Source organism: Cupriavidus sp. SZY C1 (assembly GCF_032190535.1).
GTDB classification, from domain to species: Bacteria; Pseudomonadota; Gammaproteobacteria; order Burkholderiales; family Burkholderiaceae; genus Cupriavidus; species Cupriavidus pauculus_C.
The window spans coordinates 253,415-274,185 of sequence record NZ_JAUANU010000007.1 but is presented as its reverse complement, the minus strand read 5'-3'; the positions used below and the strand labels follow the sequence as shown (position 1 = coordinate 274,185).

The following is a 20,771-nucleotide window of genomic DNA, read 5'->3' as shown; positions in this document are numbered from 1 at the left end:
GCACCTGCCATGGTGCGCCGCAGCGCGCCCGGCCGGGATGGCGCATGGCGCAAGGGTTGCGCGGTTGTTGTGCCGCAGCAAACGGACGCGGCCGGCGGCGGCCGAGAGGAAACCCTTAGATGGTGCCCGGACCGGGCGGATGCGCCGGCCTGTCAGGTTCGGCGGCAGGCTGGGCGCCTGCACCGGCCAGCGCCTGTTCGGCCGCGTGGGCCTCGTCGTCGGCGCGGTTCATGCGCCAGGCATAGAGCGCGGCGATCGCGACATAGAGGATCAGCGAGCCCTGCGCGGCCATCCAGAACGAGAACGGCCACCCCAGGAAATCGAACCGCAGCTCGCGGGCGAACCAGCTTACGCCGAACGTCGCCAGGAACCACACGGCCAGCAGCCCGCCGATCCAGCGCACGTTGTGATACCAGGCGCGCCGCTCCTGCGGCGTCATGCGGTCACGCGGGGTGCGCTTCATGCGTCACCTTCCGCGGGCGTGCGTCGTAGCGTGATGCGAAAGCGCGCGCCGGCCATGCGCGGCGACGTCTGGTAGACGTTGTCGTCGATCGACACCTCGCCGCCATGCTGCTGCACGATCTCGCGCACGATGGCCAGCCCCAGCCCGCTGCCTTCCGTATTGGTGCCCAGCACGCGATAGAAGCGCTCCATCACCCGCTCGCGGTCGGCCGGCGCGATGCCGGGGCCGGTGTCCTCGACGTCCAGGTATGCGAACGGCTCGAACGCATCGGTCCCCACCCGCACCGTGGCATGGCCGCCGGCCGGCGTATAGCGGATGGCGTTGTCGACGAGGTTGTTCAGCATTTCGGTCAGCATCAGCCGGTTGCCGGTGATCAGCACGGGATGGTCGTCGGCTTCCAGCCCCAGGTCGATATGCCGCGCCCACGCCTGCGGCAGCCAGTCCTTGACCACGTCGCGCGCCAGCGCGCACAGGTCCAGCGGCACCATGCCGCCCGCGCCGGCCAGGTTCTCCATGCGCGCCAGCGACAGCAGCTGCGTCACCAGGTGCGCCGTGCGCTCCGAGCTGCCGGCGATCTGCGCCAGCGAGCGCCGCAACTCCTCCGGCGACTGCTCGCGCTGCGCCAGCTCGGCCTGCATGCGCAGCCCGGCCAGCGGCGTCTTCATCTGGTGCGCGGCGTCGGCAATGAAGCGCTTCTGCGTCTGCACCGACTGGTCGAGCTGCGCCAGCAGCCCGTTGAACGACGCCACCAGCGGCGTGATTTCCTGCGGCGCCGCGCGCTCGTCGATCGGACTCGTATCGCCGGGATTGCGGGCGCGGATGCGCTGCTGGATGGCCGTGAGCGGCGCCAGCCCGCGCGTCAGGCCGAACCAGACCAGCACCACGGCCAGCGGCAGGATCACGAACTGCGGCAGGATCACGCCCTTGATGATCTCGTTGGCCAGCCGCGCGCGCTTGTCCAGCGTCTCGGCCACCTGCACCAGCACCGGCTGGTTGCCGCCCACGTTCTTCAGGTCGACGTAGGTGTAGGCCACGCGCACGTCGTTGCCGGCCACGCGGTCGTCGCGCATCGACACCAGCCCGGCATGGCCCTGCTCTTCCTCGGACGGCAGCGGCAGGTCGTGGTCGCCGGCCACGTATTCGCCGCGCCGCCCCACCACCTGGTAATAGATATTGTCGGTCTCGTCGGCGCGCAGGATCTCGCGGGCCGACAGCGGCAGTTGCAGCGTCACGCGCCCGTTCACCTCGCGCACCTGCTGGGACAGCACGATGGCGCTGGCCTCCAGCGCGCGGTCGAACGGCCCGTTGGCGATGGATTTGGCCACCAGGTACGTGACCGCGATGCTCATCGGCCACAGCAGCAGCAGCGGCGCCAGCATCCAGTCCAGGATCTCGCCGAACAGCGAGCGCGGGGCGGGATGGGCGGAGGATTCTTCCAGGTGGGGCAGCGCGTCGGCCAGCGCCGTGTCCTCGGCCGCGGCATCGGCAAGCGTGGGCCGCGCGGTATCGGGACGGGCGGCGCCCGGCGTGGCGGGGCGTCGCCAGGGCAGGCGCAGCAGGCTCATCGGCGGGGCATGGCGTGCGGCACGGCGTCAGCCATGGGTGGCCATGGCCGGCTGGAACTTCTCCAGGCAGTAGCCCAGCCCGCGCACCGTGGCAATGCGGATGCCGCCCACCTCGATCTTCTTGCGCAGCCGGTGCACGTACACCTCGATCGCGTTGTTGCTGACTTCCTCGCCCCATTCGCACAGGTGGTCCACCAGTTGCTCCTTGGACACCAGCCGGCCGCTGCGCGTGAGCAGAATCTCAAGCAGGCCGATCTCGCGGGCGGAAAGGTCCAGCATCTGGTCGTTCAGGAAGGCGATGCGGCCCACCTGATCGAACGCCAGCGGGCCATGGCGCATCAGCGTGGCGCCGCCGCCCGCGCCGCGCCGCACCAGCGCCCGCACGCGGGCTTCCAGTTCGGACAGCGCGAATGGCTTGGCCATGTAGTCGTCGGCACCCAGGTCCAGCCCCTTGACGCGCTCGTCGACGCCGTCGGCCGCGGTCAGGATCAGCACGGGCAGCATCGCGCCGCGCGCGCGCAGCCGCTTGAGCACTTCCAGCCCGGGCATGCGCGGCAGGCCCAGGTCCAGGATCAGCAGGTCGAAGGTCTGCGTGGACAGCGCCGAATCGGCTTCCACGCCATTGGCGACGTGGTCGACGGCATAGCCCGACTGGCGCAGCGACCGTGTCAGGCCGTCTGCCAGCACGTCGTCATCTTCGGCGATCAGAATCCGCATGGTTGTCTCCACCCTTGTCCAGCTTTTTTCGTGGCCGGCATCGCCATCGCACCGGTTGCGGTACCGGTGGGGCTTGCCAAGCATACTGTTTTTTTATACAGTACCCGTCATTCCGCGCGAGTGGTCCCGCAAGGGGCCTGCGCAGGGGTCGGGCCAGGCGCCGAAGCCTCCGAAATCCACCGGAAAAGGCTTAAAAACGGGGCGCCGCGCCGCATGCGGCCTATTTATACACCAATTGCCATCAATTGAACCGAAGGACGACCATGGACGACAAGAAGGCCGGCGCCGGCGTGAGCGCTGAGAAGCAGAAGGCGCTTGCCGCCGCGCTCTCCCAGATCGAAAAGCAGTTCGGCAAGGGCTCGATCATGCGCCTGGGCGATGGCGACGTGGAACAGGATATCCAGGTGGTGTCCACCGGCTCGCTGGGGCTGGACATCGCGCTGGGCGTCGGCGGCCTGCCGCGCGGCCGCGTGGTCGAGATCTACGGTCCGGAATCGTCGGGCAAGACCACGCTGACGCTGCAGGTGGTGGCCGAGATGCAGAAGCTGGGCGGCACCTGCGCGTTCATCGACGCGGAACACGCGCTGGACGTGCAGTACGCCAGCAAGCTGGGCGTGGACGTGGGCAACCTGCTGATCTCGCAGCCGGACACGGGCGAGCAGGCGCTGGAGATCACCGACGCACTGGTGCGCTCGGGTTCGATCGACATGATCGTGATCGACTCGGTGGCCGCGCTGGTGCCGAAGGCCGAAATCGAAGGCGAGATGGGCGATTCCCTGCCCGGCCTGCAGGCCCGCCTGATGAGCCAGGCGCTGCGCAAGCTGACCGGCACGATCAAGCGCACCAACTGCCTGGTCATCTTCATCAACCAGATCCGCATGAAGATCGGCGTGATGTTTGGATCACCCGAAACGACGACCGGCGGCAACGCGCTGAAGTTCTACGCGTCGGTGCGCCTGGACATCCGCCGCATCGGCTCGATCAAGAAGGGCGACGAGGTGGTCGGCAACGAGACCAAGGTCAAGGTGGTCAAGAACAAGGTCTCGCCGCCGTTCCGCGAGGCGTTCTTCGACATCCTCTACGGCCAGGGCATCTCGCGCCAGGGCGAGATCATCGACCTTGGCGTGGACGCCAAGATCGTCGAAAAGTCGGGCGCCTGGTACAGCTACAACGGCGAGAAGATCGGCCAGGGCAAGGACAACGCCCGCGAATTCCTGCGCGAGAACCCGGACATCGCCTCGGAAATCGAGAACAAGGTCCGTGCCGCGCTGGGCGTGGCGCTGACCAACCCGGTGCTGGCTGCACCGGCTGAAGTCGACAACTGATCGCCACGCGGGTCCGGTGGCCGAAGCCGTCGCAGCCCCTGCGGCGGCTTTGTCGTTTCTGACGGTCGATCGGTCCATCGGTTAATGGGTCAATCGGTCTATCGGTTAATCGGTCTATCGCACCGTACCTGTCGACACCGGCCCTCGCTGGCCTTTCCCCACCTCCCAGTCCGGCCCATGCCCCGCCCTCCCCTGTCCCTGAAGGCCCGCGCCGTCGGCTATCTGTCGCGACGCGAGCACAGCCGCGTCGAACTGGCGCGCAAGCTGGCGCCGCATGCCGAATCGCCCGAGCAACTGGAGGCGCTGCTCGACGCGCTGGAGCGTGAGAACTGGCTGTCCAACGAACGCTTTGTCGACAGCCTCGTTCATCGCCGGGCCAGCCGCTACGGCGCGGCCCGCGTGATGCAGGAAGCCAAGACCCACCAGCTAGGCAACGACCAGTTGCGCGACCTGCAGGAAAAGCTGCGCGACAGCGAACTGGCGCGCGCGACGGAAGTCTGGCGCAAGCGCTTTGGCACGCCGCCCGATTCGCCCGAGGCGCGGGCCAAGCAGATCCGGTTCATGGTCGCGCGCGGCTTCTCGCGCGCCGTCGTCGGCAAGATCATCCGCGGCGCCGAGGACGAGGCGTAGCCGGCTGCATACCACCGTACGCATAAGGGGTATTGGGCGCGCCGTCAACCCAGTTGTCGTACCACTGATGCAACGCAGCGGCGCGCTGTCGGATTTGCCGCCAGCCCTTGTCCGGCGCGGCTTGGCCGCCGATGCCCCTGCAACAATCCCCGGCCGACAAGGCGTTCGGCAGGATGTTCCCGGTCAAAGCATCGCGGCATGTTAAACTCCACGAGTTCTCCGGCCCAGGCGGCCGTCCGGCACGGTCCGGACTGTCGGCAGATCAGCGGGCGCGGAGGGCGCGTCGAGCCTTGCCCCCGAATACCGCCACACATCAGCCTGCCGCCTCAGCCCCGCCGTCATGCCGCTTTCCCCGCCCGTCAACCGCGCCTTGCGTCATCGCCGTGCCATCACGGCCGAGGCCTATTTGCGGGAAGACGGCCTCTGGGACATCGAGGCGCGCCTGACGGATACCAAGCCGCGCGACATCGAGCTGGCCGGCAACCGCATCCGTCCGGAAGGCCAGCCGCTGCACGACCTGTGGCTGCGTGTGACGATCGACCTGCGGCTCAATATCGTCGATGCCGAGGCGTGCTCGGACTGGGTGCCCTATCCGACACACTGCGACACGATCGGCCCGGCCTACCGCCAGTTGATCGGGCTGAACCTGATGCGCGGCTTCCGCAAGGCCGTGCGCGACCGGCTTGGCAGCGTGGCCGGCTGCAGCCATCTGACCGAACTGGCCGGCGTGCTGCCGACCACCGCCATCCAGGCCTTCGCGGGCGACGTGTTCAAGATCCGCGACGGCGCCGACGACCCCAATCCCGAACCGCCGATGCAGCTTCATGGCTGCCACGCCCTGCACTTCGAGGGCGAGGTGGTTCGCCAGTTTTACCCGCGCTGGTATGGTCACCAGCCGAAACCGAGAGCCGGCGCCGCGGCGTCGCCCCCCCAGCCCGCGTCACGCGCCGATGCTCCGGCATCAGGTGGCGAGGACACCCTGGCCCACCGGCCCAACGGTACGTCGGGCTGACCGTCACGGTCGGCCCAGGAACAGGCGAAAGCCCTTCGATTCCACCTTTTTTCCCATCCCTTTACGCCTACCCGAAAGGAAACACGCATGAATATCCATGAGTACCAAGGCAAGGAAATCCTGCGCAAATACAATGTGCCGGTTCCGCGCGGCATCCCGGCTTTCTCGGTCGAAGAGGCCCTGAAGGCGGCTGAACAGCTCGGCGGCCCGGTGTGGGTCGTCAAGGCACAGATCCACGCAGGCGGCCGCGGCAAGGGCGGCGGCGTGAAGGTGGCCAAGAGCATCGAGGACGTCAAGACCTACGCCACGAACATCCTGGGCATGACGCTCGTCACGCACCAGACCGGTCCGGAAGGCAAGAAGGTCAACCGCCTGCTGATCGAGGAAGGCGCCGACATCAAGAAGGAACTGTACGTGTCGCTGGTGGTGGACCGCGTGTCGCAGAAGGTGGCGCTGATGGCGTCGAGCGAAGGCGGCATGGACATCGAGGAAGTGGCTGCCCACACCCCGGAAAAGATCCACACGCTGCTGGTCGACCCGGCCGAGGGCCTGAAGGATTCGGACGCCGATGACATCGCCCGCAAGATCGGCGTGCCCGACGCCAGCATCGCCCAAGCCCGCCAGGCGCTGCAGGGCCTGTACAAGGCGTTCTGGGAAACCGACGCCTCGCTGGCCGAAATCAACCCGCTGATCCTGACCGGCGACGGCAAGGTCATCGCGCTGGACGCCAAGTTCAACTTCGACTCCAACGCCCTGTTCCGCCACCCGGAAATCGTCGCGTACCGTGACCTGGACGAGGAAGACGCCAACGAAATCGAAGCCTCGAAGTTCGACCTGGCCTACATCTCGCTGGACGGCAACATCGGCTGCCTGGTGAACGGCGCCGGCCTGGCCATGGCCACGATGGACACGATCAAGCTGTTCGGCGGCGAGCCGGCCAACTTCCTGGACGTGGGCGGCGGTGCCACCACCGAGAAGGTGACCGAAGCCTTCAAGCTGATGCTGAAGAACCCGAACGTGGAAGCCATCCTGGTGAACATCTTCGGCGGCATCATGCGCTGCGACGTGATCGCCGAAGGCGTGATCTCGGCGTCGAAGGCCGTGCAGCTGGGCGTGCCGCTGGTCGTCCGCATGAAGGGCACGAACGAGGACCTGGGCAAGAAGATGCTGGCCGAATCCGGTCTGCCGATCATTTCGGCCGACACGATGGAAGAAGCTGCCCAGAAGGTCGTGGCCGCTGCCGCCGGCAAGTAAGGACAACTGCGTTGCCGCCAGGCCGACGTGAGCGACGGGCCGGGCGGGACGACTAAAAGGACTAGCAAATGAGCATTCTGATCAACAAGGACACGAAGGTCATCACCCAGGGCATCACCGGCAAGACGGGCCAGTTCCACACCCGTGGCTGCCGCGACTATGCCAACGGCAAGAACGCGTTTGTTGCCGGCGTGAACCCGAAGAAGGCCGGCGAGGACTTCGAAGGCATTCCCATCTACGCCAGCGTCAAGGACGCCAAGGAACAGACCGGCGCCACCGTGTCGGTGATCTACGTGCCGCCCGCCGGCGCCGCTGCCGCGATCTGGGAAGCCGTCGACGCCGACCTGGACCTGGTGGTCTGCATTACCGAAGGCATCCCCGTCCGCGACATGATGGAAGTCAAGGACAAGATGCGTAAGCAGAACAAGAAGACGCTGCTGCTGGGACCGAACTGCCCGGGCCTGATCACGCCGGACGAAATCAAGATCGGCATCATGCCGGGCCACATCCACAAGAAGGGCCGCATCGGCGTGGTGTCGCGCTCGGGCACGCTGACGTACGAAGCCGTGGGCCAGCTGACCGCGCTGGGCCTGGGCCAGTCGTCGGCCGTCGGCATCGGTGGCGACCCGATCAACGGCCTGAAGCACATCGACGTGATGAAGATGTTCAACGACGATCCGGATACGGACGCCGTGGTCATGATCGGCGAGATCGGCGGTCCGGACGAGGCCAACGCGGCCTACTGGATCAAGGAAAACATGAAGAAGCCGGTGGTGGGCTTCATCGCTGGCGTGACCGCGCCTCCGGGCAAGCGCATGGGCCACGCCGGCGCGCTGATCTCGGGCGGTGCCGACACGGCCCAGGCCAAGCTGGAAATCATGGAATCCTGCGGTATCAAGGTGACCAAGAACCCGTCGGAAATGGGCCGCCTGCTGAAGGGCATGCTGTAAGCAGCACCCAGCAGCCATGTGGGGCCCGCCCGGCGGGCGTCCCGCGTGGCAATGCAGTCCTCGCGGCTTCTGGCCGCTGCGCATTGCCCCCGTCTTCACCGGCGGGGGCAATGTCGTTCTGGCGATGCACCGCCTAGGGTATATCCGGAGGGCGGCGGCGCCACGTTGAAACCGAATCGTAAGGTTTCTGCGATAAATCTCATGTCTGGTCGTTCAGACATCCGAAAGTCCGCAGTTGGCAACACGCAGCGGGCCCGGAACATAACTTTGAATTTCGAGGAGTCTTGCCGTGGAATTGTTGTCCAGCAGCACGTTCTGGATTGCGCTGGGGTCGATCATCCTGACGAACATCGTCCTGTCGGGCGATAACGCCGTGGTGATCGCGCTCGCATCGCGCAACCTGCCCCCCGCCCAGCAGAAGAAGGCCATTTTCTGGGGCAGCGCCGCCGCCATCATCATGCGCGTGGTGCTGACCGTGGCCGCCGTGAAGCTGCTGAGCCTGCCGTACCTGAAGATCGTGGGCGCCATCCTGCTGGTCTACATCGGCGTGCAACTGCTGACGGGCGACGACGGCGAGGAAGGGCATGACGCCAAGGACAACATCTGGGCCGCGATCCGCACGATCCTGATTGCCGACCTGGTCATGTCGCTGGACAACGTGGTGGCCGTGGCCGCCGCCGCGCAGAAGGGCCCCGAGGGCAGCCAGCTCATGCTGCTGATCATCGGCCTGGGCCTGTCGATTCCGCTGATCGTCTTCGGCAGCACGCTGCTGTTGAAGGTGATGGAGCGCTTCCCGATCATCATCGTGCTGGGCGCCGCCCTGCTGGGCTACCTGGCCGGCGAGATGCTGATCAGCGATCCGGTGGACGCCGAATGGTTCCAGGTGCACGTGCCGCACGCCCACCTGATCTTCGGCATCGCCGGAGCCGCGCTGGTGGTGCTGGTGGGCAAGCTGCTGCAGAAACGGGGCGCCGCCAAGACCGCCTGAGTCTCGCCGCGCACCGCATCACGCCTGAACGGGCGACCCACGACGGGTCGCCCGTTTTGTTTTTACAACACCCGTGCCGCGGCATGCCCGCCACGGACTCCTGCGGATTTCCAAACAATTCCCACAAGCCTGTGGGAATTGTCCGAGGTCATTGGGCCTCCACCCCCGTTCTTCCGATCATGACCCCGCGACGCCACGCACGCCCCGACGGCATGCCGCGCGCCGCAGCACTTTCCATCCAGAACGTCAACGAAAGGGGTCACCATGCAAACCAGTTCCAACGCAGTCCACAGCCACGTCCAGGGCCACGTCCACCGCCACGTCCACGTCCAGGGCCGGGGCCGCCGCCATGCCGCGCAGCGCGGCTTCTCGCTGATCGAGCTCATGATCGTCGTGGCGATCATCGGCATCCTGGCCGGCATCGCCATCCCGCAGTACCAGGACTACGTGGCGCGCTCGCAGTTCTCCGAAGGCATCAACCTCGCGTCCGGCCAGAAGGCGGCCGTCACCGAGGCGTTCTCGTACGCGGGGAGCTGTCCCAACAACGCCAGCGGCGCGGTGGACGGCATTCCCGGTGCCACGTCGATCTCCGGCAGCTACGTCAAGAACGTCCAGGTGGGCGGCACGGCCACCGAGGCCGGCGGCTGCACGATCACGGCCAACTTCAAGGACGACGGCATCGCCAGGGGGCTCACGGGCCGGCACGTGAAGCTGACGATGGGCAACGCGGACAAGGGCTCGGTCACGTGGAAGTGCGAGTCGTCGGCCGACAAGAAGTACCTGCCCAAGGCATGCACGCAACTCTCGCAGGCGCGCGGCAAGTGACGACGGGCCACTAGCCCGGCAACGCGGCGGATCAGCATTGTCTGATCCGCCGCCTCGGAACGGGACGAGGGGCGGGATTGCAGCAGCCATGGCGTACTTACACGCGATTGCGACATTGGCAGCCGAGTTGCCGTGCATCAATTTCGTCCCGCCCCCGCCCCGCTCAAGATGGCGGCTCACATAAACAACGTCGTCAAGGGGTCACCATGCCAATGCACCGAATCCAAACCCGTATGCGCCAGGCCGGCTTCACGCTGATCGAACTGATGATCGTCGTGGCCATCGTCGGCATCCTCGCGGCCATCGCAATTCCGCAGTACCAGGACTACATCGCTCGGGCGCAGGTCTCCGAGGCGCTCAACCTGGCAGCGGGCCAGAAGGCGGCCGTCACCGAAACGTTTTCGCAGGGCGGGATCTGTCCCGATAACGCCGAGCAGGCTTCCCATGGCATCCCGGCGGCCAACAACATCTCGGGCAAGTACGTGGCACGCGTGACCGTGGGCGGCACGCCGAACGACAAGGGCAACTGCACGATTGTCAGCACCTTCCGGACCACCGACGTGTCCAAGGCCATCGCCGGCCACACGCTGACGCTGCGGATGGACAACGCCGACCAGGGCGCCATCACGTGGAACTGCACGTCGAGCGCCGAGCAGCGCTTCCTGCCGCAGAGCTGCTCGTACGTGTCCGCCGGCCGGTGATCCCCGGGGGAGCCGGCGAAGGCGCCCCGCCAGGCCGCCTGGCCAGGCGGGGCTGACGCCCGGGCGGTGGCTGCCACGCTATCATGGCGCCTTCGCCCTTTTTGAGCCCCCGTGCGCATGCCGGTCCACAGAGCCACGCTCCCGGCGACGGCCATCGTCGTCGCCTTCACGCTTCCCCTGCTGATCTCCCGGCATACGCTGCCCCTGGCCACCTTCTTCGGCGAATGGACGGCCGGCGCGCTTGGCGTGGCGCTTGTCGCCGTGCTGGCGCTGCGATCTGCCGATGCTCCGGGTGCCATGCCGGCCCGGGCCTTCCCCTGGGTGGCGGCCTTCCCGGCCTGGCTGCTGCTGACCACGCTGCTGCAGGCCGCGTCCGGCATGCCGGACGTCACCGGCAGCCGCCTGACCACGCAACTGGTGCTGGCGCTCGGCGTGGCCGTGATGATCGGGGCGTGGCGGACCGGCCGGTCGATGTCCGCCGACCGGCGCGCGAGCATTGTCGATGCGCTGGCCATCGCCTTCATCGTCGCCGGGCTGCTTGGCACGCTGGCGCAGTGGATCCAGGTCTTCCATCTGGAGGACCAGACGCTGGGGCTGGTGTCCGAATACTTCTACGATGCGAATCGCCGCCTCTGGGGCAACCTCAACCAGCCGAACCACCAGGCCACGGTCAACGGACTGGCGCTGGCCGCGGCCATCTGGCTCGCCACGCGCGGCTGGCTGCAGTTTCCCGCGTGGCTGACCGCGACGCTGCTGCTCGAAAGCGGCATCGTGCTGTCGGGCTCGCGTACGGGGCTGATCGTCCACGTGGGGCTGGCGGCGCTGTACGCGCTGCTGGCGGCCGCGATGGCGCGCGGTACGCCGCGTGGTGCCAGCCCGATGCACCGGACGCCGGGGCTTGTGGCGGCCGCGGTCATCCTCGTCGTCGGCATCGTGGCGATGGAGCCGGGCATCAAGCTGGCCGGCAAGGCGTTCGACTGGCGCCTGTTCGACACCGTCTCGCAACTGCAGTCCGGCAACCAGATGTCGTACCGGGGCGCGCTCTGGAGCCAGGCGCTGGCGATGTTCCGCGCCCATCCGTGGCTGGGCGTCGGCTATGGCGAATTTGGCTGGGCGCAGTTCCAGCAGGCGGCGCAGGTGCAGGTGGTGGCCGAGATGTCGCTGCATGCCCACAACGCGCTGCTGGACCTGATGGCCAAGGTTGGCGGCGTGGGCGCCGTCGGCGTCGTCGTCATACTGGCCGCGTGGCTCTGGCGCGTGGTGCGCGACCGGCTCTGGCGCGGCGCCACGGTGGAACGGGGTGCGACGACGCTGCTGCTGGTCTGGCTGGCGATGCTGGCCGCCCACTCCATGCTCGAATACCCGCTGCACTACCTCTATTTCTTCCTGCCGTTCTGCTTTCTGCTGGCGTGGCTGGAACCGGCCGGGGTCGGCCGGCCGTGGCCGCGCGGCGTGGCCACGGTGACCTGCGTGGCATTCGTGATCGTGTCCGCGGGCGTGCTGGCCACGCTCTGGCAGGACTACAAGCGCGTGGAGGCGCGCGAGTACGCCAGCGACGAGCACCGCGTGTCGCTGCCGCTGCCGCGCTTCTGGTTCCGGCAACATGCGGCAGCCGACATCGCCGAGCACACGACAATCACGCCCGACAGCGCCGCGAGCCTGCTGCCGGCGCATCTGGACGCGCTGCACCTGCTGCCGACGCCGAACCTGATCCGGCGCAGCGCCTGGCTGCTGGCACTGACTGGCGATCAGGCCCGCGCGCGGCTCTGGATGGAGCGTCTGCGCTTCTACTACCAGGGCGACGAGGCGGCACAGTTTGCGGCGCTATCGCGCGACTGCGAGGCGCTGGGTGCCGACCGCCGGCCGCGCGATTTCTGCACGTGGGTCCGCGTGCGCGAGCAGCGCGGCCACGGCCGGGCCGCGCCGGGCAGCTACTAGCGCGTATAGCCGGGCGGCGGGGGCGGCGGGTAGTAAGGCTGATAGTTGGCCGGCGGCACCGCCGCGCGCACGGGCGGCTGCGAGGTGACCATCTGGCCGTACACGGGCACGCGGTTGCCGCTCGCATACATGCACTGGACGTAGGCGGCGTCGTACGCGCGCTGCGAGCCATAGCCGGCGTTGTACGAATTGCCGGCCCCGACGGCGGAGCCGGTCAGCAGGCCGACGCCCGCGCCCACGGCGGCACCCTCGCCGCCACCGAACGCCGCACCGGCCGCCGCGCCCAGCGCGGTACCGATTGCGGCACTTCCGACGGCCGCCGCGTTGGCGTTCTGCTGCGGCGACGTGCCGCCGATCTGCGCGAACGCGTATTGCCGGCAGTTGTAGTCGTCGCCGCGGAACTGGTCGAACGACTTGTTGGTGCCGGGCAGCGCCATCACGCTCGGCCCGGAAGGCATCACCGCGCAGGCGCCCAGGCCCAGCGATGCGGCCGCAAGCAGGCAGATCGATCGCGTTCTCATGATGTGACTCCAGGCGTGGCCGGAACGGCCGAGGACGGGGCGCGCGGCTGCTCGCGCTGCCAGCCGCCCGGGCATTCGCGCACGTACGGGTAGTAGCCCTCGGGCTGCGTGCAGTGGTACCACCAGGCGTTGGGCGACGATCCGTCGGTCAGCGTCGGGTTGCCGTCGCTGCCCTGTTCGATGTACTGCGGCGGATTAGGCGCCGGCACGGCCACCACGGCGGGCGCCGGGTAGTAGCCGGGGTAGTAGTACGGACCATACGGATACCAGCCGGGACCCCACCCCGGCCCCCAGCCCGGGCCGTAGCCCCAGCCGGGCCCGACGTAGACCCCGACCCCCACGCGCGCGCGGGTGTGGTGGTATCCGCCGGCCAGCGATGTCGTGCTGTACCCCGCCGCGCTCACCGCGGCCAATGCCAGAACGATCTGGCAGAGCTTGCGCCCTTTCATGATCTGCATCCCAAGTTGCTGCCTGTCTTTCAACGCCCGATCGCCGCGTCCGGCTGACCGGCCGACGCCCGTGGCTGCCTTGTATTGAATATCAAACCGTGCGAACGAGGGGCCTTTCGGGTCATTCCGAAATGCAGCGTTACCTTTATTACGGGCGGATGCCTTCAGACTAACAAGCGAATGACAATCGTGAAATCCTTAAAAATTTGGACACGATTTGATCTACGTTACGGTATGCGCACCTTTTGCGTGCCAAGATGATCTTCGTGCGCCACCCGCGCCCGATGTCTTTCCAAGGAGATTGCGCCATGCCCTCGACGTCCAATATCGTGCTTGCCACCGACGGTTCTGCCTTCAGCGATGCCGCGGCACGCTTTCTCGCGGACGGCAAGCTGCTGCAGACCGGATTCACCGTGCACGTGGTGCACGTATCGCCCGACGTGACCGGGCAGGTGCGCGCGTTCGTGAGCAAGGAAACGATCGACGCCTGGCACAACGAAGCCAGCGAAAAGGCGATGGCATCGGTCTGCGCGATCCTGCAGGCCGCCAACGTGCCGTTCGAGCGCCACGCGCTGCACGGCTACCCGCCCGAGAAGATCCTCGGTTACGCCCAGTCGGTGAATGCGGGCGCGATCGTCATGGGTACCCACGGCCGGGGTACGTTCTTCGATGCGGTGCTGGGGTCGGTAGCCGGCCGGGTCTTGGCGCAGGCCAATTGCCCGGTGGTGATGGTGAAGGCGGAGACGCCGGCCGCCTGACGCGGCCATTGCCAGATGGGCCCCGGGCCAGCCGGGGTCAGGCCGACCAGAGCGGCGGTTCGTCCATCAGCGCGATCTGCTCGCGCAGTTCGAGGATGCGGTCCTGCCAGTAGCGGGCAGTGCCGAACCACGGGAATGCCGCCGGAAACGCCGGATCGCCCCAGCGGCTGGCCAGCCAGGCGCTGTAGTGCAGCAGCCGCAGCGTGCGCAGCGCCTCCACCAGCCACAGTTCGCGCGTGTCGAACTCGGCGAAATCCTCGTAACCCGCCACGATGTCGGCCAGCTGGGCGCACATCGCGGCGCGGTCCCCTTCCAGCAACATCCAGATGTCCTGCACGGCCGGGCCCATGCGGCTGTCGTCGAAGTCGACGAAATGCGGCCCCGGCGTGCCCCGGCCGCGCGCGTCGGCCTCGTCGATCCACAGGACGTTGCCGCGATGGCAATCGCCATGCAGGCGCAGCCGCCGCACGTCGCCGGCCCGCTCGTAGCAGCGGCGCACGGCATCCAGCGCCAGGTCCACGGCGGCGCGCCACGGCGCCAGCAGTTCGGCCGGAATGCAATCGTGCTCGATCAGGTAGTTGCGCGACGCCACGCCGAAGGTGTCGATGTCCAGCGCCGGGCGCGCCTGGTACGGCGTGGCGGCGCCGCAGGCGTGGATGCGGCCGATGAAACGGCCAAGCCAGGTGCGCGCGGCCGCCTGGTCCAGCGGCGGCTCGCGGCCGCCACAGCGCGGGAACACCGCGAAGCGGAACCCCGCGTGCGACAGCAGCGTGCTGGCCGGCTGCCCGGCCACGCTGGCGGCCAGCGCCGGCACCGCCGGGATTTCGGCGTCGGCCAGTTGCTGGACGAACGCGTGTTCCTCCAGGATCGCCGCGTCGCTCCAGCGGCCGGGCCGGTAGAACTTGACGACGACCGGCGAGGCGTCCTCGATGCCGACTTGCCAGACCCGGTTCTCGTAGCTGTTCAGCGCCAACAGCCGGCCATCGGGATAGAACCCCGCCGACTCCAGCGCGTCCAGGATGCACTCGGGCGTCAGCCCGGCGTACGGGACGTCATCGGCGGGGGATCGGGGGGCCGGTGCGGTCATCGGCAGGTCGCCTTGTCGTGGGACTCAGGGCGCCGGCTTGCGGCTGCCGCCGAGCAGCGCCGCCTGCGGCGCGGGACGGCGATTGCGGGCCGGCGGTGCGCCAGCGGCGTCCTGTGCGGGGCGCGCCTGTTGCGGACGCGCCTGCTGCGGACGTTGCTGCTGGCCGCGCGGTTCCTGCGGACGCTGGCCGGCCGGCTTGCCGGCACCGTTGCCACCATTGGCACCGGTATTGCGCGCGCCACCACGGGCGCCGCCGTTGCCGTTGCCATTACCACCATTGCCACCATTCGCACCATTGCCGCCGCCGTTCGCGCCCTGGCGCGCCGGCTGGGCAGCCTGCGGCTGGCGTTGTCCGTCGCGGCCCTGCGGCGCACGTGGCGCGCGGCGCTCACCGGCGCCAGCGTTGCCACCGGCATTGCCGCGCGGCTGGGCGCCCCGGCCCTGGCCTTGGCCGGCGCCGCCCCGTTGCTGGCGGCCCTTCTGGATCGGCTCGGCCGCGATCGACGGGTCCACTTCAAACCCGGGCAGCACCACCTGCTCGATCTGGCGCTTGATCAGGCGCTCGATGTCGCGCAGCAGCGCGTGCTCGTCGACGCAGACCAGCGAGATCGCCTCGCCCTCGGCGCCCGCGCGGCCCGTGCGGCCGATGCGGTGCACGTAGTCCTCGGGCACGTTCGGCAGGTCGAAATTCACCACGTGCGGGAGCTGGTCGATGTCGATGCCGCGCGCGGCGATGTCGGTGGCCACCAGCAGCCGCAGCGTGCCGGCCTTGAACTCGCTCAGCGCGCGCGTGCGGGCCGACTGGCTCTTGTTGCCGTGGATCGCCAGCGCGGACAGGCCGTCCTTGGTGAGCTGTTCCGCCAGGCGGTTGGCGCCGTGCTTGGTGCGCGTGAAGACCAGCACCTGGTGCCAGTCGTGCTGGCGCACCAGGTGGGCCAGCAGTTCGCGCTTGCGTTCGCGGTCCACCGGGAACACGCGCTGCGCCACGGTCTCGGCCGTGGTGTTGCGGCGGGCCACCTCGATCGACGCCGGGTTGTTCAGCAGGCGGTCGGCCAGCGCGCGGATATCGTCCGAGAACGTGGCCGAGAACAGCAGGTTCTGCCGCTTGGCCGGCAGCACGTTCAGGATCTTGCGGATGTCGTGGATGAAGCCCATGTCGAGCATGCGGTCGGCTTCATCAAGCACCAGCAGTTCCACGTGCGCGAGGTCGATCGTGCGCTGGGCCACGTGGTCCAGCAGGCGGCCGGGAGTGGCCACCACGATGTCCACGCCGCGCTTGAGCGCGTCGATCTGCGGATTGATGCCGACGCCGCCGAACATCACCATCGAGCGCAGCTTCAGGTATTTGCCATAGTTGCGCACGCTTTCCTCGACCTGGGCGGCCAGTTCGCGCGTGGGCGTCAGCACCAGCGCGCGCACCTGGGGGCGGGCGCCGCGCGGGGCGGGATTGCGGGCCGCGGAATCGGCCAGCAACTGCAACATCGGCAGCGTGAAGCCGGCCGTCTTGCCGGTGCCGGTCTGTGCGCCGGCAAGGAGATCGCCACCTTTCAGGATTGCGGGAATGGCTTGCGCCTGGATCGGGGTCGGCGTGGTGTAGCCCTGTTCGGCCACGGCACGCACCAGCTTGTCGGACAAGCCGAGTTCGGAAAAAGACATGAAAAGACGCTTCGGCCGCCCTTCGCGCAGCAGGTGTGCGCCAATCGTGGAGCGGCTCGGGTAGATGACCGTGCCTGGGAACCAGGCCGGCGGGATGGGTCGATTGCCCCCGTTCCCGGGCTAGGAAAGGCCCGTAGTGTACCAGTCTGTGGAAACCGGCGCCCTGCCATCGGTGGCCGGGTGGCGCTGCGCTATCATGCGGCCACCCGGTGCCGGCGCGCCCCAGCCCCTTCCCATCGCCATGCGGTTCCGTTTCATCGAAGACCAGGAAGTCACCCTTTTCGCGGCCATTCCGGTCGGCCTGCTGGCGGGCATCGTGACCACGCTGTTCAAGGACGCGCTGGAAGCCAGCGGGCTGGTGATGTTCGGCAAGGACGCCGACATCGTGCTGGTCTTTGCCGGGCTGGCCGTGGCGTGGCGCGTGCTGATTCCCGCTGTGGGCGGCGCGCTGGCCGGCGCGCTGCTGGTGGCCGCGCAGCATTTCGCGCGCACCGAGACGCTGCCCAGCGAATACATGGAAGCCGTGGCGCGCGGCACCGGTCGGCTGCCGGTGCGGATCACGCTGCTGCGCGCGCTGTCGTCGTTCTGCTCGATCGTCTCGGGCAGCTCGGTCGGCAAGGAAGGCGCGATGATCCAGCTTGCCGCGCTGACCGGGTCGGTCTTTCCGTCCGGGCGCGCCGACCAGGCCACCGGCGACAGCAACATGCGCCGCATGCTGACCGCCTGCGGGGCCGCCGCCGGGCTGGCCACCGCCTATCACACTCCGCTTTCCGCCGCCGTGTTCGTCGCCGAAGTGGTGTTCGGCGCACTGGCGGTACAGCGCCTGATGCCGCTGCTGCTGGCCTCGGTGGCCGGCACGATGGTCAGCCAGTGGCACGGCGGGCTGGAACCGCTCTACACGGGCCTGCATATCGGGCCAGACCTGCTCCAGCAGCCGCACCTGCTGCTGGCGGCGGCCGGCATCGGCCTGATCGCGGGTGTGTCCGGCGCCGTCTTCATGCGGGCCAATACGCTGGCCCGCAACGGCTTCCAACACGTGCCGGGCGGCCCCGTGGCGCGGCTGGCGCTGGGCGGGTTGCTGGTGGGGCTGCTGGCGGTGGTGGTACCCGAGGTGGTCGGCAACGGCTACTACACGATCCAGACCATCCTGCGCAACGAGCCGCTGTCCGTGGCGGTCTGGGGCGTGCTGCTGGCCAAACTCGTCGCCACCGTGGTCAGCATGGGCTCCGGCGCGGTGGGCGGGGTGTTCACGCCGTCGATGTTCGTCGGCGCGGCGCTGGGGCAGCTTGTGGCGCTGGCGGTGCCGGGCGGCACGGCCACGCCGGTGCTGCCGCTGGTCGGCATGACCGCGTTCCTGGCCGCCACCAGCCAGGCGCCGCTGATGTCGATACTGATGGTCTTCGAGATGACGCTGGCGCCCACGCTGCTGCTGCCGCTGATGATCGGCGCGGTGGCGGCCTACTACACGGCGTCGCGCTGCCAGACGCTGTCGCTCTACAGCGTGGTGGTGGAGCGCGCGCAGGCTTCTGCCGCCGTCGAGCGCGCCCGGGGGCTGCGGTTGGCCGGGCTCTGCGACCCCACGCATACCGTGATCGACCCGGCCGCCACCGTGGCCCAGGCGGCCGACAAGTTCGCCGAGACCGGCACGCGCTACCTTTATCTCGTCGATGCCACCGGCCGGCTGCTTGGCGCGATCTCGATCCACGCCGTCCAGCGCGCCCAGCGCGAGGCGCCCGACGCCACGCTGCTGTCGCTGGGCGACCTCGCCTTCCCGTCGCTCACGCCGGACTCGCGGCTGCGCGATGCGCTGGCCATCTTCTCGGAGCACGGCATCAACCGCATCCCGCTGGTGCGCGACGCGGCCAGCCGCGAGCTGATGGGTACCGTGTCGAAGCAGCGCGTGCTGCAGGAAGCGTCCTGCCTGTTCTGAATCCCGTGCGGCCAATGTACGGTACACGCCACATTGACGCGCCGCGCCGTTCCCCAGCGCGCGGCGCAAACGGGTAAAATGGCGGGCTACCCTGCCTGCGCGATGGGCTGCAAGCGTGATGGCGTCCGGCGCCGGCGGTATTCCAATAAAAGAGATCGCTGTTTTTCTTGTCGGGAGCTTTCATGTCCAAGCCATATTCGCGTGCGCCGCGCCTGGCGTGCATCGCCGCGCTGCTGCTGTCCGCCATCCCTGCCCTGGCGCAGGAAGTCCAGACCACGGCCCCGCCGGTGCCAGGCCAGATGCCCGGCGCGCCGGTGCGCGTGATCCCGGCGGATGCCCCGCTGGCGCGCATGGAACTGGCCCCGCCGTCGGCCACCGAGCCGATGCGTGCCAGGCTGGACGGCAAGACCGTCGGCGTGGCGCCCGGCCTGCGGATCTTCAGCACCGACACCGTGCTGCTGAACGCCGGCGCGGTGGCGGGCAGGAAGCTCAATGTGCGATACAAGCTCGACCTCTACGGCCAGCTTCTGACCGCGTGGGTCCTGACCGACGCCGAGGTGAAGGCGTGGAAGGCCGCGCACTGACCCCTTTTCGAATCGACCTGTCGTGCCCCCGATGCCCCCAGGTATAACACTGAGACCGGCACCATGAAGAAGGTATTTGTCAAAACGTACGGCTGCCAGATGAACGAGTACGACTCGGACAAGATGGTGGACGTGCTGAACGCCACGCAGGGCATGGAGCCCACGGACAACGTCGAGGACGCCGACGTCATCCTGTTCAACACCTGCTCAATCCGCGAGAAGGCCCAGGAGAAGGTGTTCTCCGAACTGGGCCGCATGAAGGCCCTGAAGGCCGCCAAGCCCGGCCTGGTGATCGGCGTGGGCGGCTGCGTGGCCAGCCAGGAAGGCGCCGCCATCGTCTCGCGCGCGCCGTACGTCGATGTGGTGTTCGGCCCGCAGACGCTGCACCGGCTGCCCGACCTGATCCACCGCCGCCAGTCCACCGGCCTGTCGCAGGTCGACATCTCGTTCCCCGAGATCGAGAAGTTCGACCACCTGCCCCCGGCCCGCGTGGACGGCCCCAGCGCATTCGTGTCGATCATGGAAGGCTGCTCGAAGTACTGCAGCTACTGCGTGGTGCCCTACACGCGCGGCGAGGAAGTGTCGCGCCCGTTCGAGGACGTGCTGGCCGAGGTGGCCGGGCTGGCCGACCAGGGCGTGCGCGAGGTGACGCTGCTGGGCCAGAACGTGAACGCCTACCGCGGCACGATGGGCGGCACCAGCGAGATCGCGGACTTCGCGCTGCTAATCGAATACGTGGCCGAGATTCCCGGCATCGAGCGCATCCGCTACACGACCAGCCACCCGAAGGAATTCACCTCGCGGCTGGTGGATCTGTACGCGCGCTGCGACAAGCTCGTGAACCACCTGCACCTGCCCGTGCAGCATGCGTCGGACCGCGTGCTGATGGCGATGAAGCGCGGCTACAGCGTGCTCGAATACAAGAGCATCATCCGCCGCCTGCGCACGATCCGGCCCGACATGTCGATGTCGTCGGACTTCATCGTCGGCTTCCCCGGCGAGACCGATGCGGACTTCGACAAGCTGATGGCGATGGTCCACGAGATCGGCTACGACACGTCGTTCTCGTTCATCTTCAGCCCCCGGCCCGGCACGCCCGCCGCCAACCTGCACGACGACACGCCGCACGACGTCAAGCTGCGCCGCCTGCAGGTGCTGCAGGCCGCCATCGAGGAAAACGTCGTGCGCATCAGCCAGGGCATGGTCGGCACGGTGCAGCGCATCCTCGTGGAAGGCCCCGCGCGCAAGGACCCCACCGAGCTCCACGGCCGCACCGAGAACAACCGGGTGGTCAACTTCGCGCTGCCGGGCGTGCCCCAGGCCCAGCGCGACCGCCTGGTCGGCCAGATGGTCGACGTGAACATCACGCAGGCGTTCCCGCACTCGCTGCGCGGCGACATCGTCGTGCGCCAATAAGC

At 68.3% G+C, this 20,771-nt stretch carries 20 protein-coding genes; 13 read left to right on the top strand and 7 right to left on the bottom strand.

Annotated features, from left to right (window positions below):
* Nucleotides 1–115: 115 nt before the first annotated feature.
* The 3 genes from QTN24_RS13920 to QTN24_RS13910 are packed head-to-tail and all read right to left on the bottom strand — an operon-like array spanning nt 116 to nt 2,745.
* Entirely contained in the window at nt 116–463 is a 348-nt protein-coding gene (locus QTN24_RS13920) for a DUF4212 domain-containing protein (protein WP_313837744.1), read from the bottom strand.
* The gene (locus QTN24_RS13915; RefSeq protein ID WP_124682376.1) at nt 460–2,028 is read right to left on the bottom strand and encodes a sensor histidine kinase; all 1,569 of its coding nucleotides are present in this window, start codon (nt 2,026–2,028) and stop codon (nt 460–462) included. Before QTN24_RS13915 ends, QTN24_RS13920 begins: the two co-directional genes overlap by 4 nt.
* 27 nt (nt 2,029–2,055) lie before the next feature.
* Entirely contained in the window at nt 2,056–2,745 is a 690-nt protein-coding gene (locus QTN24_RS13910; RefSeq protein WP_124682377.1) for a response regulator transcription factor, read from the bottom strand.
* Nucleotides 2,746–3,008: 263 nt separating this feature from the next.
* On the opposite strand from QTN24_RS13910, the gene recA reads away from it, so the two are divergent.
* From recA to QTN24_RS13865, 9 genes are all read left to right on the top strand, one after another.
* Nucleotides 3,009–4,070 (top strand): recombinase RecA, encoded by a 1,062-nt coding sequence (gene recA, locus QTN24_RS13905; protein ID WP_313837743.1) that lies wholly within the window; start codon nt 3,009–3,011, stop codon nt 4,068–4,070.
* A gap of 177 nt (nt 4,071–4,247) precedes the next feature.
* Nucleotides 4,248–4,700, top strand: coding sequence for a recombination regulator RecX (gene recX / locus QTN24_RS13900; RefSeq protein WP_313837742.1), 453 nt, complete (start codon nt 4,248–4,250; stop codon nt 4,698–4,700).
* Nucleotides 4,701–5,040: 340 nt separating this feature from the next.
* Nucleotides 5,041–5,712 (top strand): DUF2889 domain-containing protein, encoded by a 672-nt coding sequence (locus QTN24_RS13895; RefSeq protein WP_124682380.1) that lies wholly within the window; start codon nt 5,041–5,043, stop codon nt 5,710–5,712.
* An 87-nt stretch (nt 5,713–5,799) separates the two neighbouring features.
* Nucleotides 5,800–6,966 (top strand): ADP-forming succinate--CoA ligase subunit beta, encoded by a 1,167-nt coding sequence (gene sucC, locus QTN24_RS13890; protein ID WP_124682381.1) that lies wholly within the window; start codon nt 5,800–5,802, stop codon nt 6,964–6,966.
* Nucleotides 6,967–7,034: 68 nt separating this feature from the next.
* Nucleotides 7,035–7,916, top strand: coding sequence for a succinate--CoA ligase subunit alpha (gene sucD / locus QTN24_RS13885; RefSeq protein WP_124682382.1), 882 nt, complete (start codon nt 7,035–7,037; stop codon nt 7,914–7,916).
* 289 nt (nt 7,917–8,205) lie between these two features.
* Nucleotides 8,206–8,904, top strand: coding sequence for a TerC family protein (locus tag QTN24_RS13880; RefSeq protein ID WP_124682383.1), 699 nt, complete (start codon nt 8,206–8,208; stop codon nt 8,902–8,904).
* Between the two features lie 264 nt (nt 8,905–9,168).
* Nucleotides 9,169–9,729, top strand: a complete 561-nt coding sequence (locus QTN24_RS13875; RefSeq protein ID WP_313837741.1) for a pilin — start codon at nt 9,169–9,171, stop codon at nt 9,727–9,729.
* Between the two features lie 212 nt (nt 9,730–9,941).
* Nucleotides 9,942–10,430 (top strand): pilin, encoded by a 489-nt coding sequence (locus tag QTN24_RS13870; RefSeq protein ID WP_301337472.1) that lies wholly within the window; start codon nt 9,942–9,944, stop codon nt 10,428–10,430.
* 117 nt (nt 10,431–10,547) lie between these two features.
* Nucleotides 10,548–12,368: a Wzy polymerase domain-containing protein gene (locus QTN24_RS13865; protein ID WP_313837740.1), complete on the top strand. Its 1,821-nt coding sequence runs from the start codon at nt 10,548–10,550 to the stop codon at nt 12,366–12,368.
* On the opposite strand, the gene QTN24_RS13860 is transcribed toward QTN24_RS13865, so the two are convergent.
* Together QTN24_RS13860 and QTN24_RS13855 are read right to left on the bottom strand one after the other, a co-directional pair.
* A complete protein-coding gene (locus QTN24_RS13860) occupies nt 12,365–12,889 on the bottom strand; it encodes a glycine zipper family protein (RefSeq protein ID WP_124682386.1) in 525 nt (174 codons plus the stop codon). The two genes, QTN24_RS13865 and QTN24_RS13860, sit on opposite strands and share 4 nt — an antisense overlap.
* A complete protein-coding gene (locus QTN24_RS13855; RefSeq protein ID WP_124684975.1) occupies nt 12,886–13,338 on the bottom strand; it encodes a hypothetical protein in 453 nt (150 codons plus the stop codon). Before QTN24_RS13855 ends, QTN24_RS13860 begins: the two co-directional genes overlap by 4 nt.
* A 308-nt stretch (nt 13,339–13,646) precedes the next feature.
* Here QTN24_RS13855 and QTN24_RS13850 point away from each other — a divergent pair, with 308 nt between their 5' ends.
* Nucleotides 13,647–14,096 (top strand): universal stress protein, encoded by a 450-nt coding sequence (locus QTN24_RS13850; protein WP_313837739.1) that lies wholly within the window; start codon nt 13,647–13,649, stop codon nt 14,094–14,096.
* Nucleotides 14,097–14,133: 37 nt separating this feature from the next.
* Here QTN24_RS13850 and QTN24_RS13845 read toward each other — a convergent pair whose 3' ends face one another.
* Entirely contained in the window at nt 14,134–15,183 is a 1,050-nt protein-coding gene (locus QTN24_RS13845; protein WP_313837738.1) for a serine/threonine protein kinase, read from the bottom strand.
* A 24-nt stretch (nt 15,184–15,207) separates the two neighbouring features.
* Nucleotides 15,208–16,839, bottom strand: a complete 1,632-nt coding sequence (locus tag QTN24_RS13840; RefSeq protein WP_313837737.1) for a DEAD/DEAH box helicase — start codon at nt 16,837–16,839, stop codon at nt 15,208–15,210.
* Nucleotides 16,840–17,080: 241 nt separating this feature from the next.
* On the opposite strand from QTN24_RS13840, the gene QTN24_RS13835 reads away from it, so the two are divergent.
* From QTN24_RS13835 to miaB, 3 genes are all read left to right on the top strand, one after another.
* Nucleotides 17,081–18,769, top strand: coding sequence for a ClcB-like voltage-gated chloride channel protein (locus QTN24_RS13835; protein ID WP_313837736.1), 1,689 nt, complete (start codon nt 17,081–17,083; stop codon nt 18,767–18,769).
* 182 nt (nt 18,770–18,951) lie between these two features.
* Nucleotides 18,952–19,353, top strand: coding sequence for a hypothetical protein (locus QTN24_RS13830; RefSeq protein WP_313837735.1), 402 nt, complete (start codon nt 18,952–18,954; stop codon nt 19,351–19,353).
* A gap of 63 nt (nt 19,354–19,416) precedes the next feature.
* Entirely contained in the window at nt 19,417–20,769 is a 1,353-nt protein-coding gene (miaB, locus tag QTN24_RS13825; RefSeq protein WP_124682392.1) for a tRNA (N6-isopentenyl adenosine(37)-C2)-methylthiotransferase MiaB, read from the top strand.
* Nucleotides 20,770–20,771 lie beyond the last annotated feature (2 nt).

Coding starts and splice junctions, on each gene's coding strand:
- QTN24_RS13830 (WP_313837735.1), top strand. CDS start 18,952: ATGTCCAAGCCATATTCGCGTGCGCCGCGCCTGGCGTGCATCGCCGCG.
- recX (WP_313837742.1), top strand. CDS start 4,248: ATGCCCCGCCCTCCCCTGTCCCTGAAGGCCCGCGCCGTCGGCTATCTG.
- QTN24_RS13835 (WP_313837736.1), top strand. CDS start 17,081: ATGCGGTTCCGTTTCATCGAAGACCAGGAAGTCACCCTTTTCGCGGCC.
- QTN24_RS13915 (WP_124682376.1), bottom strand. CDS start 2,028: ATGAGCCTGCTGCGCCTGCCCTGGCGACGCCCCGCCACGCCGGGCGCC.
- QTN24_RS13865 (WP_313837740.1), top strand. CDS start 10,548: ATGCCGGTCCACAGAGCCACGCTCCCGGCGACGGCCATCGTCGTCGCC.
- QTN24_RS13855 (WP_124684975.1), bottom strand. CDS start 13,338: ATGAAAGGGCGCAAGCTCTGCCAGATCGTTCTGGCATTGGCCGCGGTG.
- QTN24_RS13840 (WP_313837737.1), bottom strand. CDS start 16,839: ATGTCTTTTTCCGAACTCGGCTTGTCCGACAAGCTGGTGCGTGCCGTG.
- sucC (WP_124682381.1), top strand. CDS start 5,800: ATGAATATCCATGAGTACCAAGGCAAGGAAATCCTGCGCAAATACAAT.
- QTN24_RS13875 (WP_313837741.1), top strand. CDS start 9,169: ATGCAAACCAGTTCCAACGCAGTCCACAGCCACGTCCAGGGCCACGTC.
- QTN24_RS13860 (WP_124682386.1), bottom strand. CDS start 12,889: ATGAGAACGCGATCGATCTGCCTGCTTGCGGCCGCATCGCTGGGCCTG.
- QTN24_RS13850 (WP_313837739.1), top strand. CDS start 13,647: ATGCCCTCGACGTCCAATATCGTGCTTGCCACCGACGGTTCTGCCTTC.
- miaB (WP_124682392.1), top strand. CDS start 19,417: ATGAAGAAGGTATTTGTCAAAACGTACGGCTGCCAGATGAACGAGTAC.
- QTN24_RS13920 (WP_313837744.1), bottom strand. CDS start 463: ATGAAGCGCACCCCGCGTGACCGCATGACGCCGCAGGAGCGGCGCGCC.
- QTN24_RS13870 (WP_301337472.1), top strand. CDS start 9,942: ATGCACCGAATCCAAACCCGTATGCGCCAGGCCGGCTTCACGCTGATC.
- QTN24_RS13910 (WP_124682377.1), bottom strand. CDS start 2,745: ATGCGGATTCTGATCGCCGAAGATGACGACGTGCTGGCAGACGGCCTG.
- sucD (WP_124682382.1), top strand. CDS start 7,035: ATGAGCATTCTGATCAACAAGGACACGAAGGTCATCACCCAGGGCATC.
- QTN24_RS13895 (WP_124682380.1), top strand. CDS start 5,041: ATGCCGCTTTCCCCGCCCGTCAACCGCGCCTTGCGTCATCGCCGTGCC.
- recA (WP_313837743.1), top strand. CDS start 3,009: ATGGACGACAAGAAGGCCGGCGCCGGCGTGAGCGCTGAGAAGCAGAAG.
- QTN24_RS13845 (WP_313837738.1), bottom strand. CDS start 15,183: ATGACCGCACCGGCCCCCCGATCCCCCGCCGATGACGTCCCGTACGCC.